This window comes from Natrinema altunense (genome assembly GCF_000731985.1).
GTDB classification, from domain to species: Archaea; Halobacteriota; Halobacteria; order Halobacteriales; family Natrialbaceae; genus Natrinema; species Natrinema altunense.
This window is the reverse complement of record NZ_JNCS01000003.1, coordinates 137,540-152,821: the sequence shown is the minus strand read 5'-3', so window position 1 is coordinate 152,821 and position 15,282 is coordinate 137,540. Positions and strand designations below refer to the sequence as shown.

11 protein-coding genes are annotated in these 15,282 nt (G+C 66.5%); 5 read left to right on the top strand and 6 right to left on the bottom strand.

Annotated features, from left to right (window positions below; all coding sequences use genetic code 11):
* Nucleotides 1-389 precede the first annotated feature (389 nt).
* Both glmS and ALTAJ2_RS07605 read left to right on the top strand, forming a co-directional pair.
* The gene (glmS, locus tag ALTAJ2_RS07610; protein WP_007109212.1) at nt 390-2,201 is read left to right on the top strand and encodes a glutamine--fructose-6-phosphate transaminase (isomerizing); all 1,812 of its coding nucleotides are present in this window, start codon (nt 390-392) and stop codon (nt 2,199-2,201) included.
* 734 nt (nt 2,202-2,935) lie between these two features.
* Nucleotides 2,936-3,142 carry a DUF7563 family protein gene (locus ALTAJ2_RS07605; RefSeq protein ID WP_006184423.1) on the top strand — a complete coding sequence of 69 codons (207 nt, stop codon included), beginning with the start codon at nt 2,936-2,938 and terminating at the stop codon, nt 3,140-3,142.
* Between the two features lie 84 nt (nt 3,143-3,226).
* Here the strand turns inward: ALTAJ2_RS07605 and glmM are convergent, their stop codons facing one another.
* A complete protein-coding gene (gene glmM / locus ALTAJ2_RS07600; protein WP_007109213.1) occupies nt 3,227-4,552 on the bottom strand; it encodes a phosphoglucosamine mutase in 1,326 nt (441 codons plus the stop codon).
* Between the two features lie 386 nt (nt 4,553-4,938).
* Between glmM and ALTAJ2_RS07595 the strand changes: the two genes are divergently transcribed.
* Nucleotides 4,939-5,238: a MarR family transcriptional regulator gene (locus tag ALTAJ2_RS07595; RefSeq protein WP_007109214.1), complete on the top strand. Its 300-nt coding sequence runs from the start codon at nt 4,939-4,941 to the stop codon at nt 5,236-5,238.
* Nucleotides 5,239-5,308: 70 nt separating this feature from the next.
* On the opposite strand, the gene ALTAJ2_RS07590 is transcribed toward ALTAJ2_RS07595, so the two are convergent.
* Nucleotides 5,309-6,319, bottom strand: coding sequence for a lipid II:glycine glycyltransferase FemX (locus ALTAJ2_RS07590; protein ID WP_007109215.1), 1,011 nt, complete (start codon nt 6,317-6,319; stop codon nt 5,309-5,311).
* Nucleotides 6,316-7,944: an alkaline phosphatase family protein gene (locus ALTAJ2_RS07585; protein WP_007109216.1), complete on the bottom strand. Its 1,629-nt coding sequence runs from the start codon at nt 7,942-7,944 to the stop codon at nt 6,316-6,318. The genes ALTAJ2_RS07590 and ALTAJ2_RS07585 overlap by 4 nt, the downstream gene beginning before the upstream one ends.
* Before the next feature lie 242 nt (nt 7,945-8,186).
* On the opposite strand from ALTAJ2_RS07585, the gene ALTAJ2_RS07580 reads away from it, so the two are divergent.
* On the top strand, nt 8,187-9,308 hold the full coding sequence (locus tag ALTAJ2_RS07580) for a DegT/DnrJ/EryC1/StrS family aminotransferase (RefSeq protein WP_007109217.1): 1,122 nt from the start codon (nt 8,187-8,189) through the stop codon (nt 9,306-9,308).
* Nucleotides 9,309-9,434: 126 nt separating this feature from the next.
* On the opposite strand, the gene ALTAJ2_RS07575 is transcribed toward ALTAJ2_RS07580, so the two are convergent.
* On the bottom strand, nt 9,435-11,174 hold the full coding sequence (locus ALTAJ2_RS07575; protein ID WP_007109218.1) for a helicase HerA domain-containing protein: 1,740 nt from the start codon (nt 11,172-11,174) through the stop codon (nt 9,435-9,437).
* A 155-nt stretch (nt 11,175-11,329) separates the two neighbouring features.
* Complete coding sequence (locus ALTAJ2_RS07570) at nt 11,330-13,240, bottom strand: DEAD/DEAH box helicase (protein WP_007109219.1); 1,911 nt, start codon at nt 13,238-13,240, stop codon at nt 11,330-11,332.
* 131 nt (nt 13,241-13,371) lie between these two features.
* On the opposite strand from ALTAJ2_RS07570, the gene ALTAJ2_RS07565 reads away from it, so the two are divergent.
* Nucleotides 13,372-13,560 (top strand): hypothetical protein, encoded by a 189-nt coding sequence (locus ALTAJ2_RS07565; RefSeq protein ID WP_007109220.1) that lies wholly within the window; start codon nt 13,372-13,374, stop codon nt 13,558-13,560.
* Here the strand turns inward: ALTAJ2_RS07565 and ALTAJ2_RS07560 are convergent.
* On the bottom strand, nt 13,553-14,512 hold the full coding sequence (locus tag ALTAJ2_RS07560) for a transcription initiation factor IIB (protein WP_007109221.1): 960 nt from the start codon (nt 14,510-14,512) through the stop codon (nt 13,553-13,555). The two genes, ALTAJ2_RS07565 and ALTAJ2_RS07560, sit on opposite strands and share 8 nt — an antisense overlap.
* Between the last annotated feature and the right edge of the window lie 770 nt (nt 14,513-15,282).

The following is a 15,282-nucleotide window of genomic DNA, read 5'->3' as shown; positions in this document are numbered from 1 at the left end:
CGGGTATCATACTTTTCGGACGTCCGCCCTCGATCCGATACGACGCGGCGAGCGACGCTAAAACAGCCGTATTGCGGAACGAACTCGCAGAACGGATAGTCATGATACGGTACTCGAAACGACTGTCATCGACAGGCAGCGGCGGAGTACCTGCGGACTACGGGATTCAGTAGCCCGTCTATAGTAATGGGTTCGGGAGGGATGAATTCCGCTCATGGTTGCGTACCGTCTACCGTCTCGATCACTTTCGATGGATCGGCAGGATACCACGTCGCCGCTCCTACCGTCGTCGGTGGGGGACCGAGCCGACGGCGCGTCGTCCCTGGGAACCGATACCGTGTCCGGGCCACACGAGCATCCCTGCCGGCCTGACGGTCGGTGAACAACCGATGTGTGGAATCATCGGCCACGTCGGCGATGGCAACGCGCTCGAACCGTTGCTGACGGGACTCGAGAACCTCGAGTATCGTGGCTACGATTCGGCCGGCGTCGCCGTCCAGAACGGCTCGGGAATCAACGTGGCAAAACGCTCCGGGCGGGTCGAGGAACTCAAGGAGTCGATCGGGGACCCCATCCGAGGGACGGTCGGCATCGGCCACACGCGCTGGAGCACGCACGGGCCGCCGACCGACGCGAACGCCCATCCCCATACCGACGAGAGCGAAGACGTCGCCGTCGTCCACAACGGGATCATCGAGAACTACGCCGCGCTCAGGGACCGACTGGCGGCCACCGGCTACGAGTTCACGAGCGACACCGACACCGAGGTCATTCCGCACCTCGTCCAGTACTACCTCGATGCCGGCTTCGACAGCGAGGCGGCGTTTCGCCAGGCTATCGACGAACTCGAGGGTAGTTACGCCGTCACCGCGATGGTCTCCGGCGAGCACGTCCTCTACGCCGCACGACAGGGCTCCCCGCTCGTCGTCGGCATGGAGGACGGCGAGTACTTCCTCGCGAGCGACGTGCCGGCCTTCCTCGAGTACACGGACAGCGTGGTCTATCTCGAGGACGGTGATGTCGTCATCGTCGACCAAGACGGCGTCGAGTTCACGGATCTCGACGGGAATCCGGTCACGCGGCCGTCCGAGACCGTCGAGTGGGACCCCGAGCAGGCGGGCAAGGGTGAGTACGATCACTTCATGCTCAAGGAGATCACCGAGCAACCGACCTCGTTGGCCCAGGCGATCGAAGGGCGGGTCGATCCGACGAACGGACGGATCGCCCTGTCTGACTTCGAACCGGGCACCTTCGACGGTATCGATAGCGTCCAGTTCGTCGCTTGTGGGACGTCGTATCACGCCGCGCTCTACGGTTCGCTGGCGTTGAACCAGGCCGGCGTGCAGTCGACCGCGCTCCTGGCCAACGAGTACAGCGTCTCGGCCCCGCCGATCGACGACGAGACGCTGGTGATCGCAGTGACGCAGAGCGGCGAGACGGCCGACACGCTCACCGCGCTCCGGCGAGCACGGGCCGAGGGCGCGGCCACGCTCACGGTGACGAACGTCGTCGGGTCGACGGCCGCCCGTGAGGCCGACGACGCCCTCTTCATCCGCGCTGGTCCGGAGATCGGCGTCGCGGCGACGAAGACGTTCTCCTCGCAGGCCGTCATGCTCACGCTGCTGGCCCAGCGCATCGCCGGCGACCTGCGGGGCGAGCCCGCGGCCGACCTCGAGACCCTCCTTCCGGAACTCGAGTCGATGCCCGGTCGGATCGAAACCCTGCTCGACGAGTCCGACGCCGACCTGATCGCCGAGCGGTACCGCGAAAGCCAGTCGTACTTCTTTATCGGACGCGGACTCGGCTACCCCGTGGCACTCGAGGGTGCGCTGAAGTTCAAGGAGATCACGTACGAGCACGCCGAGGGGTTTGCTTCCGGGGAACTCAAGCACGGCCCGCTGGCGCTGGTCACGCCCGAGACGCCGGTGTTTGCGATCTTCACCGGTCAGGAGGACGAAAAGACGTTGAAAAACGCTGAGGAGGCCCAGACCCGCGGCGCGCCCGTGATCGCGGTCTGTCCCGACGACCATCCGGCCGTCGAGGCCGCCGACGAGCAGCTCGCGATTCCCGAGACCGAGCCCGATCTGGCCGGACTGCTCGCGAACGTCCAACTCCAACTCGTTTCGTACTACGCCGCCGACCTCCTCGACCGGCCGATCGACAAGCCCCGTAACCTCGCCAAGAGCGTCACCGTCGAGTAGGACGGCCGTTCTTGATCCCCCGTTCCGACCGGCCGCGGACAGTACTCGCCGACGGCGTCCAGCTTCCGAGCGCGGTCTCCGTCCCCAGTAGAGCCGGGTGACGACGATCCTCACCGACGGCTATCGGAGCGTCGCGACGAGTCGGCAGGAAGGAACTCGCTCCGCGGCGAGTGCGACGAGACGTACCGCCGATCGGACTCGAGTCGGGTCATCGAAGCCGCAGGACCTGAGACCACCCCCGTAGCCCGGTCCGCACGGCGTCGGTGGTCGCGACCCGTACTCGAACGATGTCGGAATCGAACGTGGAGGGTCTGTGCGATCGAGCCGCGGCGACGGACCACCCGGCTCGTGGGTATCGACCGATACCCTCCAATTGAACTAGGAATCGCCCGTAATATAAAGGGCACACCTGATAGCTACGGTCGATCCCGGATCGCTACCGGACCGGTGCTCGAGCGGACGACCCCGACGGCATCTATCGACGGCCCGGAGAGTGGGAGGGTCGCCCGACTCGTTCGATGCTGCCTCACCGTCCGGCCGGTAGCCGATGTTTCGATCGCGTAATATCGGATTACTCGTCCGAAATACTCTATTTCTCGCACGCGAGGCGTTGACACTCTCGATATTCCGAGTGTCTTGTTCACTGGTAGATCACGGGCGAAAGCGCTGACTAACGGCGAGCCAATTGATTATGGAGTCTATAGTAAATACCGTTCTGTCGGTACGGGCTGTTGATGTCGACGGATCAATCCGCGAAGTGGACGCCGATGTCGTCACGATCGCAAACGAGCGCCCCTCGCTGTGTCAACTGCGGCAACCAGGTGACGCGTCAGTTCGCCCGCGTATTCGGTGATAACCGCGACGTCGTCCACGCCTGTCCCGACTGTGCGACGTACCGCGAGATGAAGACCTCCGATTTCATTCCCGAAGAAGCCAGATAGCCGGTCCGTCCGGATGTCCCCCCTCGAGCGCCGCTGGCGCTACCGTCCCGGTACCGAACTGACTCGGACCGTTCCTCGCTGTCCTCAGTGGTCTGCCGCCGTCGTCTCGGTGACGAGCCCCTTCGCGGTCTCGAACAGGTCCGCCGCGGCCGATTCCGACCGCGCTTCCGCGGTTACCCGGATCAGCGGTTGAGTTCCGCTGGCGCGAAGCAGGAACCAGCCGTCCTCGGTCTCGACTCTGACGCCGTCGAGCGTATCGACCTCCTCGTATCGCGCTCGAACGCGCGCAGTCACGTCGGCCATAACCGCCGTTTTATCCGCGACGTCGAGGGACGTTCGCCGGATCGGATACCGATCGATTCCGGCGACGCGATCGGACAACGGCCCCCCGTCGGCGACCAGTTCGACCAGTTTGCAGGCCGCCAGCGGCCCGTCCGGGCACCGCGTCTCCTCGGGCCAGATCCAGGCACCGCTCGGCTCCCCGCCGAAGACGACGTCGGGTTCGGTCGTCCGCTCCGCGACGTAGACGTCTCCGACTCGCGTCCGGGTCAGCGACGCGCCGACGCCGTCCAGTACGTCGTCGACGGCGAGACTGGTGTCGACGGGAGCGGCGACGCGGTCGCCCTCACCCGCCGCTTCTCCGGCGAAGATGGCGAGAAGGACGTCCTTCGGCACGAACGATCCCGTTTCGTCGACCGCGACCATCCGGTCGGCGTCGCCGTCGTGTGCGATTCCCACCTCGGCGTCGGTTTCCGCGACGAGCGTCGACAGGGTCTCGAGGGTTTCCTCGGTCGGTTCGCTTGGCCGGCCGGGGAACGAGCCGTCCTCCTGCCCGTTCAGCGTCCGCACCCGACATCCGAGATCGTCGAGGACCGCCGCCGTCACGCCGCCGGCACCGGTACCGCTATCCACCACGACGCTCGGCGATCGCTCGAGGGCGACCGCCGTCCGGAGCGCGTCGGCGTGCCGGTCCCGAACGCCGGTCCGATGTGACCGATCGCCGACGCCGTCCCACGCTGCGAGATCGTAGTCGTCCTCCCGGATCCGTTGCTCGATCGCCTCGCGCTGGTCGGGTCCGAACGCCTTCCCCGAGGGTGTCCAGAGTTTGATCCCGTTGTCCGTCGCCGGGTTGTGCGATGCCGTGACGACGACGCCCGCGTCGGCATCGAGGTGGGTGATCGCCCGCGCGACCGTCGGCGTCGCCTCGACGCCGACCGTGATCACGTCCGCCCCGCACTCGCACAGCCCCGCGCTGACCGCGTCGACGAGCATCGAACCGCTCTCACGGACGTCGCGACCGACGACGACGCGCTCGTATCCCTCCGAGGCAACCGCTCGACCGACCGACAGTGCCAGCTCCGCCGTTACGTCGCTCCCGACCCGTCCCCGAATGCCGCTGGTTCCGAACATAGCCGCTCTTGAGAGCGGCGAGTGCCTTACTATGCACGGGTTAACCACGAAGTCGGCCGCGGTTTCGGTCCGTGCATCGCCGCTGTGTCGTCGTCTCGAGGCACGCCCGGCGACCGCCGTTCGTGACGGCGCGCCTCGGCCGGGCTGGCGACGACCGAGCGTTAGTCGCCCCCTATATTTCTGAACTGTCGGGGCTGTCTATATGAGTCTGGCCGGTACGCTCGAGCGAGAATGAGACCGGCAGAGCCTTCCGCCGCCGGACGTGCTCCGGCGGCCGACGGACCCGCGCCGCGGCCTCGACCGACCGACGTGAGAAGCGACGAGCGACCGTCCTCCCGAGTCCCCTACGCCGACCGCTCGCGGGCCGAACGGAGTGGTCGACACCGATGAGCACGACCGAACCGGACGCCGAACTCGATGGGGACGGCGAGACCGACGACCGCGGCGACGGCGGAGACGAGTGGGACCGTGATGACGGCCTCTCCGAACTCCCGCCCAGCGCGAAACTGGTCTACAAGGTCCTCGAGTACGAAGCACCGCTGACCCAGGAGGGGATCGCAGCCGAGTCGCGGCTCTGTTCCCGAACCGTCCGCTACGCGCTGGGGAAACTCGAGGAGCAGGACTTGATCACCAGCCGCGCCTGTCTCGAGGACGCTCGCCAGTCGAAGTATCAGCTCGCGGCGTAGGGACCGTGCACCCGACGGATTGAACCCGATAGGACGACCGGTCGACTGGGACGGTCGCCGTCGGACTACGCTACCGGTGTTTCTGATACCGATCGACGAGCAGGTCGATCCCGAACGCGCCGGCCGTGATCTCGTACTGGATCTCGAGGCGGGGGTTGAACTTCGCCTTGTAGCGGTTGATGCTCGGGACACCGGCCCCGACGAGGTCGTACTCGTCGATGCCGCCGTGCAGGCCGTCGCGCATGACGTGCCAGTCTAACAGGTCGTTGATCGCGATGTCGACGTCGGCGTCCGGCTTGACGCCGCCCTGCCATCGATACCGCGTCCGGTCGGACTCGACGACGAGGATGCCGCCGAGGAACTCGCCGTCGACGCGACAGACGTAGGGCCGAATCGCGCCCTCGGGGAGCATCTCGTGGAGCGACCGTGCGAAGTCGGTGCTCAGCCGGAACGGTTGGCCCTGGCTCTCGTAGCGGTCGCGGACCTTTTCGACGATGCGCGCAACGTCGTCGGTGTCGCCCTCCGCGATCGTGTAGCGGTCCCCGTCGGCGTTCCGGATGTTACTCCGCGCGTCGCTGCTGAACCGTTTCAGTAACGCGTCCTCGCTGCCCTCGAGATCGACGACGTACGTGTGGCCGGGTTCGACGTCGTACTCGTTCCAGACGAACGGCCGGATGTCGTCGAACTCCGCCGTGACGAACTTGCTGTACAGCGGCGCGATTTCGTCGTCGATCCGCTCGAGACAGCCCTCGATGAAGCGTTTGGTTCGCCGGTCGGCCTTCCGTTGTTTGAGTTTGTCGACGTTGAGCAAGGCGGGACCGAGGTACGACGTCCACGAGTGGGGAGCCGGCGAGAACGCACCGGTGACCGGCCCCTTCGTGTATTCGAAGACGGGAAAGACGCCGACCGGCTCCTGGCCTTTGAAGCCAGCGAGCAGATAGGGCGTCGTGCCGGTGTCCTCGGCCTGCAACCGGAGCGCCTCGGCCCGGAAGAAGGGGTTCGTTCCGTCGGAGCGCTCGACGTAGCGGTTCCACTCGTCGGCATCGGTCCGTGGATCGAGGGCGCGGATGTCCACGCTCATAGATATCCCAGATCGGACAGCCGGTTTTCGACCGTTTCGTCGTCGGTCGCGGTGATCGGCTCCGGATCGTACGCCGGGTACGATCGCTCCGCAGTCCTGTCGACGACCGGGAGCGGGGCCCCGTCCATCGCGGCGTCGATCGGGACGTCGAAGAGCGAGCAGATCGTCGGCGCGATATCGAAAATCGTCGCCCCCTCGAGGGCGGCGGACTCGTCGAATGCCGGTCCAGCGGCCGCGACGACGCCGGTGCGCTTGTGATTCCACGGCTCCATCGGTTCGCCGAACTGCGCCGTTCCGAGGGTGGCGTCGATCGCCGTGTCGAACGCCCGGGGAACCGTCACGATATCGGGTGCCGCGTCGACGTGCGGGCCGTCGAAGTAGTGCTCCCTCGGTTCGACGGCGTCGAACATCCGGGTTCCGTCGGGCGTTCGGACGGCCGACAGCGTCTCGATGAGTTCCTCGCGGACGGGCTCGTACTCCTCGGGCGGTACCTGTCCGCTCGGCTCGCGGCCCGCGAGATTGATCCGGACGCCGAGTTCGCTCTTCGAGCGGACGTAGGCGCTCGACTCGGGGAAGTCGACCTGTTCGCTCCCGGCCCGAATCACGTCGTCCGGGACGCGCTTGCCGATCGGTTCTTTCAGCCCGACGCGGTCGAGCGCGCTCGCCACCCGCTGGGTCGTGAGCCCGACGCCCGCGGCGAGGTTCATCGCCCGCTCGAGCGGGCCCGCCGTGTGATCGCCGGGCTCGGCTCCCTCGAGCAGATCGTTCTCCCAGGACTTCGACCAGTCGGGCATCCCGTCGCCGCCGCTCCGAGCGCTCACGTAGCCGCGCTCGCGGAGGAACTCGTTGACCCGGAACTCGTCGCCGGTCACCTTTCCCATCCCGTGGTCGCTGACGACCAGCACGTTCTCGGGCTCGGTTCGCTCGATGGTCGCCGCGAGCTGTCTGTCGACCTCGCGGTAGACCGCCTCGATCGCCCGTTTGTCCCCGGGTCGTTCGTGAAACACCGAGTCGGTTTGCTGGAACTGGAGGAAGCCGAAATCGGGATCGATCCGGCGTGTGAGATAGCGAAACGCGTTTCCTCGGAGTTCGATCGTCCGCTCGTACCCCTCGATCGACCGGTCGGGTGCCGGCCCGCTCTGCGGATAGACCCAGTACTCGCCGCCGCAGGCGAGTTTCACGTCCTCGAGAATCCCGTCGGGGTGGCAGTCCGGGTTCTCGGGGGCGGTCAGACCCGGAATCAACGCGCCGTCGAACGCCCGCGCTGGATGGGTCACGGGCACGTTGACGACCACACTCGAGAACCCGTGGTCGCTCAGGAGTTCCCAGACCGGCCGCGCCCTGACGTGGGTCGCGTTGACGACGTCCCACTCGTAGCCGTCGAACGAGAGGAAGTCGTAGACGCCGTGTTTGCCCGGGTTCTTGCCAGTGTACAGCGACGGCCAGGCGCTGGCCGTCCACGGCGGGATTTGGGACTCGAGCGGTCCCGCCGTTCCGCGATCGAACAGCCCCTCCAGGGTAGGAAGTTCGCCCGACTCGAACAAGGGCTCGAGCACCGGCCGACAGCCGGCGTCCAGCCCGACGACGAGCAGACGAAGGTCTTCGTTGTCGGTCGAACCTGCCATGGCAGCGTTGTCCGTTCGCCCGTGCTTTGTTATGCAACTGCTGGCCGACTGTAAGTTCGCACTGGCGGTTCTACGGACGGAATAGCAGTTCAAACGGCGTGAGTGTCGATCGCGTCGGCTGACTGTAATACTCGATTGGCACGCGACCGCGGGCTGTATCGCCCCTATCACTAAGGCCACGGCCGGGTCCGTCTTACGTCGATGATCGTCTCTACTACTGGTTTCCCCGCCCGCCGCTTCGTATGATCGATGCCACCCCGTCCGTGTTCGACGCGTCGCTTTCGGGGACGGGGGCGGGGATCGATGCGTTCATCGACCGGCACGCGCCCGACAGCATGCACACGTACTACGGTTCGGGGAAAGTCGCACTCCGGGACGGGCTCGCCGGACTCGTCGAACCCGGCGACAACGTCGTCGTTCCCGCCTTCCTCTCGCCCGCCGTCGTCGAGCCGTTCCACGAACTCGGCCTCGAGTCGCGGTACTACGCCATCGAGGAGTCGCTCGCACCGGACATCGCCGATCTCGAGGCCCGGATCGACGCCGACACCGCCGCCATCGTGTCGGTCAACTACTTCGGCTTCCCCCAGCCCGGCCTCGAGCGGATCGCCGCGCTGACCGACGAGTACGACTGCTACCACGTCGACGACAACGCGCACGCACCGCTGAGCGTCCGTGACGGGACCCTGCTCGGAACGCACGGCGACCTCGGCATCACGACGCTGCGGAAACTCCTTCCAGTCCCCGACGGGGCGGTCCTCTACTGTACGGACGAGACGGTCACAGCGCAGTTCGCGCCCTCGTCGCTGGCGGGCCGATCGAATCGCATCGCGACCGCTGATTGCCGGTTCGTGGCCGCCTCGATCGCCGAACGGGTCCTTCGGACCAGCCCGTCGCTGTACCGCTCGGTCGAGGCACTCCTCGCGGACGGGACGGCGGACTCGTCGTCCGTGGACCCGGACGGCCGATACGAGGCCGCCAAAGTCCCGATGTCGAAGCTGTCCGCGATCGTCGCCGACGCCGTCGACCCGGACGCGATCCGGGCCGCTCGTCGGGCGAACTTCCGTGCGTGGCGGCGAGTCGTCGCCGATCGTGAGGGCGTGACGCCGCTCTTCGACCGACTGCCGGAGGGCATCAGCCCGTACGAGTTCCCCGTCCGGACGCCCGATCGCGACTCGTTTCTCGCGGCGCTCGAGGAGCGTGGCGTCGTCGGTGCCCACTCCTGGCCGATCCTCCGCGAGGCCGTCCGCGAGGACGACACGTACGAGACGTCGATCCGACTCGCGGACGGTCTCGTCGCGCTTCCCGTCCATCAGGGGATCGAGCCGTCGGCCATCGAGGCGGTCGACGATCGGCTTCGAACGTGAGGTGTCGTCGCCACTGGAACGATGGACACACTGGCTACGACGCCGTCATGCGGTTGGGGGTGTAGTGACTGTCAGTGGTGACTTGTAGCACCGACCGATCGTCTCGATTCGATCGGTCGCGCTCCGTTACTCGCCTGCCGCCGCAGCCGGCAGTTCCGCCCGCACGTCGTCGGCCAGCGCGTACGTCCGTTCGCCGGACCGCTCGAGCAACCCGTCCGTCCGGAGCTCCGAGACGAGACTCTGGACTGCGACCCGCGATCGGTCGACGCGAGCCGCGACGGCCGCCGTCTCCAGCGGACCGTGTCGCGCGAACACGCGCAGAACCGCCACGGCCGTCTCGCGCGAACACTGCGACCCCTCGCACGCGCGGGTGACGCGCTCGCCGATCCCCTGGGTCTCGAGCAGTTCCGTGCGGTCGCGTTCCTCGTCCGCGACGCTGGACCCCGGCTCGTCCACCGTGTCCGGCTCCGACGCCGCGTCCGCGTCGGCGGGCGTGTATCCGAACTCGATGTCGTCACCGCCGGCCTGGACGATCGCCGTCCCGTCCGCGTCGGTACCGCTCTCCTCGGCCCCGACCGTCGCATCGTCGACATCCCGTTCGGGACGCTCCTCGCGCTCGAGGTCGCGGACGACCGCGCGCAACTGCCTGTTTTCGTCCCGGAGCCGATCGACTTCCGCTGCCCGATCCGCAAGCTGCTCCTCGAGGTGTTCGATACGGTCGTCGCGCGCGTCGAGGTCCGCCTCGAGTTCGTCTCGCTCGGTCTCGAGGTCGGCGATCTCCTCGTGGAGTCGGCGCAAGTCCTCGCCGCCGCCGGGGAGCTGCGACTGGATCGTGTCGGTGTTCTGCAAGGCGTCGGCCATCTGTCTGGCCGCACTCGAGACGTCCCGCGCCGAGGCGAGGTCGTCCTCCAACGTCTCGATCCGTTGTTGCTTTTTCTCGAGTTCGGCCTCGAGTTCCTGAATCCGGTCCTGTTCGCGGTCCTTGCGCTCCGAGATCTGCTGGAGGTCGCCGACCAGCGCGTCGGAGACGGACTTGAGTTCGGGGCGCTCGAAGTCGTCCAGGCCGGGCGTCGCCCCGGCGTCGAAGGTCCGCTTCCGGCGAAACTGGATCTTCCGGACGTCGACTTCGGTCCAGTCGGTCTGGACGAACGCCTGCCCGTCGTCGAGATCCGAGACGAGTTCCGAATACTCGGTGTCGATGATCCGACCGACGACCTTGGTGTCGTTGTCCCAGGTCAGGCGGTGCCAGACCAACCAGTTGGCCTGCGTGATGAAGTCCTTCTTCACGTCGGCCGGCCGCTGGCTGATCCCCACGATTCCCAGGCCGTGTTTGCGTCCGCGTTTGCTGATCTTGATCAGCAGGTTGCCGGTCTCGCCGACGCCGCCGCCCTCCGGGATGTACTCGTGGACCTCCTCGACGACCAGCAGGAACGGCTTCTTCAGCTTCTTCTCCTTGACGAACAGCTGCCGGGCGATCTTCCGCAGGAGTTCGTCCGCGACGTCCTCGTCGAGATACCCCGACACGTCGAGGATGACCGGCACGTTCTCCTCGAGCGCCAGCGTCGCCATCTGCTCGGCGTGTTCCGGTCCGATCTGGATGTCACACTCCTCGTCGGCCCCCGCGTGGAGCATCTCGTACTCCTCTTTGAGCCCGTAGTACTCCCCGTCCGTGTCGACGATGAGCAGGGGATACCCGGCCTCGAGCAATTCTTCGGCGATCACCGACGCGGTGTTTGACTTCCCCGAGCCGGACTTGCCGGTGACGAACCCGCGACCGGTGAGGAGTTCGACGACGGGCAACTGCAGGTCGGCTCCGTCGGCCGTCTCGCCGACGTGGATCAGGCGCTGCCTGGAGCCGTCGCTCACCGATCGACCACCCCGGTCGTGCGCGGTTCGTTCATACTATCTGTACAGTTCGAACACGCAACCTTCAATATTGGCCTCGATTCCGCCGTCGATGTCGGCCGGCAAACGCCGCCTGTGCCCCAGTGGGATCGGCCGACGGGCGTTCTCGAGTTCGATCAATCCGCGTCGTGCTCGACCGTCCGCTCGCGGACCGTCATCCCCTTGCGACCCAGATGCTGGAGTTGCTTCCGGGCGAAGTCCTCCTCGCGGGTCCCGCGGGTCGCGAGGACGTAGACGAGCGCGCCGCCGGCGGGCCGCATCGTCCGGCCGGCGCGTTGGGTTCCCTGCCGGCGCGAGCCGCCCAGTCCCGAGGCGACGATCGCCAGATCGGCCGTCGGCAGGTCGATCCCCTCGTCGCCGACCCGCGAGATGAGCAACAGGTCGCGCTCGTCGCGCCGGAACTCCTCGAGCAGTCGCCGGCGCTCGTGGTATGGCGTCTCGCCGCTGAGGAAGGGCACGTCGAGCGCCTCGGAGAGATCCCGGCCCTGCTCCAAGTAGTCGACGAAGACGATGGCCTTCGCGTCGGGGTGGGCCGACAGCAGGTAGCGGACCTCGTCGATCTTGCCCCGATTGCGGGCGGCGATCCGGTACTTTTCCCTGCCGTCGGCCGAACCGTAGGCGTTTGCCTGCTCGTCGTCGCCCCACGGTACGTACCGGATCTCGAGTTCGGGCTCGGCGACGTGGCCCGCGTCGAACAGCGCTTCCCAGTCGGTGCCGATCGGCGGTCCGACGAGGGTGAAAATCTCCGTCTGGCGGTCGTCCTCCCGAATCGGGCTGGCCGACAGCCCGAGCCGGTGTTTGGACTGGAGGTGCGTGCTTCGCCGGTAGACGTCCGAGGGGACGTGCTGGCACTCGTCGAAGATCACCAGCCCCCACTCGCGGTCGTCGAACAGCGAGCGGTGCCGGTCCATCCCCGCGATCTGGTAGGTGGCGATCGTCACCGGCCGCACCTCCTTGCGGCCGCCGTGGTACTGGCCGATCTGGTGGGGCTCGAGCGAGGTGTACTCCACGATCGTGTCGGCCCACTGCTGGGCGAGATCGCGGCTCGGGACCAGGACGAGGGTCTCGCCCTCGACGTGGGCCATCGCGCCCGTCGCGGCCACCGTCTTCCCGCTGCCCGGCGGGCCGACGAAGACGCCCTCGCCGGCCTCGGTAAAGCGATCCACCCACGTCCGCTGGTAGTCCCGCAGCGACACCCGTAGATCGATCGGTAACTCCTCGCCGGACTCGAGTTCCCGGTGGTCCTGGACCGGATAGCCGGCCTCGTAGAGGATGCGCTTGATCGCGGCCTCCGCCCCCTCCCGGACCCAGTCTTCGGTCTCGGAGATCGGCGCGTGGACGTGTTCCTCGTCTAACTTCTGGCGGGCGACGTTCCCCATGATCTCCGGGCTCTGGGCCTCGAGCACGGTGTAGCCGTCCTCGTGGGTCGTCAGCCGGAACTGGTGGGCGCGGTCCCACTGGCTCTCGACCCAGTCCTCGAGTTGGTCGGACCGCTGGCCGAGCGCCTGTCGCATCGTCCGCACGAGTTCGTCGAAGGTGTCGTGGGGCGTCCCCCAGACGTCCTCCGGCCGGACGACGTAGCGATAGCCCTGTTCGCCGTTCCCGTCCGCGAGGTGGGCGAACTGCGAGAGTTGCGCGCGGGTGAACTGTGCGGGGCGGTCGACCACGATCTCCCGTCGCTTCGGAAAGACGACGACCCGCTCGCGGTCGGTCAGATCCTCGAGTTCGCTGGGATACCAGATCACGGGGTCGGTCGAGACGGCGTGGCGCTGTAGCTCGCCCCTGTCGGCGAGGGCCTCGAGTCGCTCGGTCGCTTCCTCATGGGGCATCTCGAGCGCACGGGAGACGGCCGCGGCGGTGAGCACGGGCCGCCCCTCCCGTTGGCTGGCGTCGTGGAAGTCGGCGATCGTGAACTCGGCGTCGCCCGTCTCGTGCTCGTCGCCGGCGTCGATCGGCTCCGTGTCACCCGACGCTGTGGGGTCGCTTCGCTGCTCGTCGGCGGGCGTCGAAGAACGGTCGTCGGTCACTGGCGAGTCGTAACGCCGGTGCGGATAAACCGATTTCGCTCGCCGACGGCGGGGCGTCGAGCGTGTCCTTCCGGGGTGAGCGTCTCCGGACCAGGATAGCTATATTTGGCTGGACGGCGTTGCCTTCCGGTATGTACCGCGCGATCCTTCCCGAAGGACAGATCGAATGCGACCGGTACGACCACGTCGAGAACGGCGTCGAACTCTACGACGAGGACGGCACGTTCATCGCCTTCATCCCGTACGCGAACCTCCACGCGCTGGCCGACGAACGACTCTACACCGAGAGCACCAGCGAGGGCGAGCGATCGATCATGTAGCCGGCTGTTGATCGATCGCCTCGAGTTGCTCCCGATAGCGGTTGCGGACGGTGACGACCGTCGTCTGGGCGGTTTCGGCGACCGCTCGCTGGGGGATGGTCTCGTCACAGAGGAGTCCGGCGGCGTAGATGGCCGCGGCGGCGAACCCCGTCGGTGATTTGCCCGAGTGGAGTCCCTGCTCGGTCGTCCGGTCGATGATTTCGATGGCTTTGGTCTCGACATCGGTATCCACGTCGAGTTCCGAGCAAAACCGCGGGACGAACTGTCTGGGATTCGTCGGCTCGAGGTTGATGTCGAGTTCGTCCGCGATGTACCGGTAGGTCCGGCCGATCTCGCGTTGTTCGACGCGTGCGACCGAAGTGACCTCCTCGAGACTGCGCGGAATGTCCTCCTTTCGACACGCGGTGTAGAGCGCACTGGTCGCGACGCCTTCGATCGATCGGCCCCGGATGAGGTCCTGCTCGAGCGCCTGTCGGTAGATGACGCTCGCGGTCTCCTTGACGGGCTTGGGGACCCCGAGCGCGCTCACCATGCGGTCGATTTCCGAGAGGGCGTACTTGAGGTTCCGTTCGCCCGCGTTCTTCGTTCGGATGCGTTCCTGCCAGACCCGGAGTCGATGGAGTTGGCCGTGTTTGTCGGCCGACATCGAGTGACCGTTTGCGTCCTTGTTGCGCCAGTCGATGGTCGTCGTGAGCCCGCGATCGTGCATCGACTGGGTCAGCGGCGCGCCGACGCGCGACAGTTCGTCGTGTTCCTGTGCGTTGAACGCGCGCCACTCCGGCCCGTAGTCGATCGGGTCCTCGGTGAGAACGAGCCCACACTCCTCGCAGACTTGCTCACCGCGGTCCGGGTCGTGGATGATCGTGTCGGTCTCGCAGTCGGGACACAGACCGGTCTCGACCTCCGCCGACTGTGATTCGGTGCTGCGTTGATCGATGATAGACCGCGTCATCAGTAGCCGGAGGAAACCCTGCCGGCACTGTAAGGGGTTCACATGGTTTCGCGGGAAACACCGACTTACGATGCCGCCGGCTGTCAGTCTGCGTGATGGTTCGCCCGAGCGAGCGCGGCGAATTACATACCCGGTTACGGCGGGGTGTCGTTCCCGCGACAGCGAGGGCCGACCGTCACCGCTCGAAGAGAGAACGGCAGATGACCGATACGGCCGCCAGCTGCCTCGAGCAAACAGAGCGGCGGCCGTATCGGGACCGTGTCCCATCGGTCGTGTCCGGGTGAAACGACCACGGATCGGTCGCTTCGACCCACTGTGAGCAATGAACACATACTACATGAATAGTGGCGATCGTTGTTGTGACCTGTCGACATAAATCGCCCATTCATGACGTAAATCCGTCGTTCGGTTGTGAACTGTCGCTCGCTTTTAGGTTGGCTGGTTCGAACCTTCGGACCCAGTGCTGTGTTAGTACGTAGTCCCCGGGATCGTGTTCGTCGTCGGCCGTTCGCCGAGCCAACCGTTCGTACGCAGTCGATATACGGGCACAATCGCCAGGTACGGCGCGGCGACGCGGGCGTTCGAAATCGCCCGCCGTGGCGGCGGCCGAGCGCCGCGGGAGTGCCGTCGAGAAGTCGTTCCGTACCTCCTTTGCAGACGGTGCGAAACGTGGCCGTGTTTAAGAGTATCTCTGTTGGTGTACAACCTGGTGTGTCAATCGTGATTTCGACTCGCCGTTCGAACGTACAGCGGTCGCCGTCGGGACGACG

Excerpts from the sequence above, each read along its gene's own strand:
- ALTAJ2_RS07585 (WP_007109216.1), bottom strand. The coding sequence starts at position 7,944 with ATGGCAGGTTCGACCGACAACGAAGACCTTCGTCTGCTCGTCGTCGGG.
- ALTAJ2_RS07605 (WP_006184423.1), top strand. The coding sequence starts at position 2,936 with ATGTCGACGGATCAATCCGCGAAGTGGACGCCGATGTCGTCACGATCG.
- glmS (WP_007109212.1), top strand. The coding sequence starts at position 390 with ATGTGTGGAATCATCGGCCACGTCGGCGATGGCAACGCGCTCGAACCG.
- ALTAJ2_RS07560 (WP_007109221.1), bottom strand. The coding sequence starts at position 14,512 with ATGACGCGGTCTATCATCGATCAACGCAGCACCGAATCACAGTCGGCG.
- ALTAJ2_RS07595 (WP_007109214.1), top strand. The coding sequence starts at position 4,939 with ATGAGCACGACCGAACCGGACGCCGAACTCGATGGGGACGGCGAGACC.
- ALTAJ2_RS07565 (WP_007109220.1), top strand. The coding sequence starts at position 13,372 with ATGTACCGCGCGATCCTTCCCGAAGGACAGATCGAATGCGACCGGTAC.
- ALTAJ2_RS07580 (WP_007109217.1), top strand. The coding sequence starts at position 8,187 with ATGATCGATGCCACCCCGTCCGTGTTCGACGCGTCGCTTTCGGGGACG.
- ALTAJ2_RS07590 (WP_007109215.1), bottom strand. The coding sequence starts at position 6,319 with ATGAGCGTGGACATCCGCGCCCTCGATCCACGGACCGATGCCGACGAG.
- glmM (WP_007109213.1), bottom strand. The coding sequence starts at position 4,552 with ATGTTCGGAACCAGCGGCATTCGGGGACGGGTCGGGAGCGACGTAACG.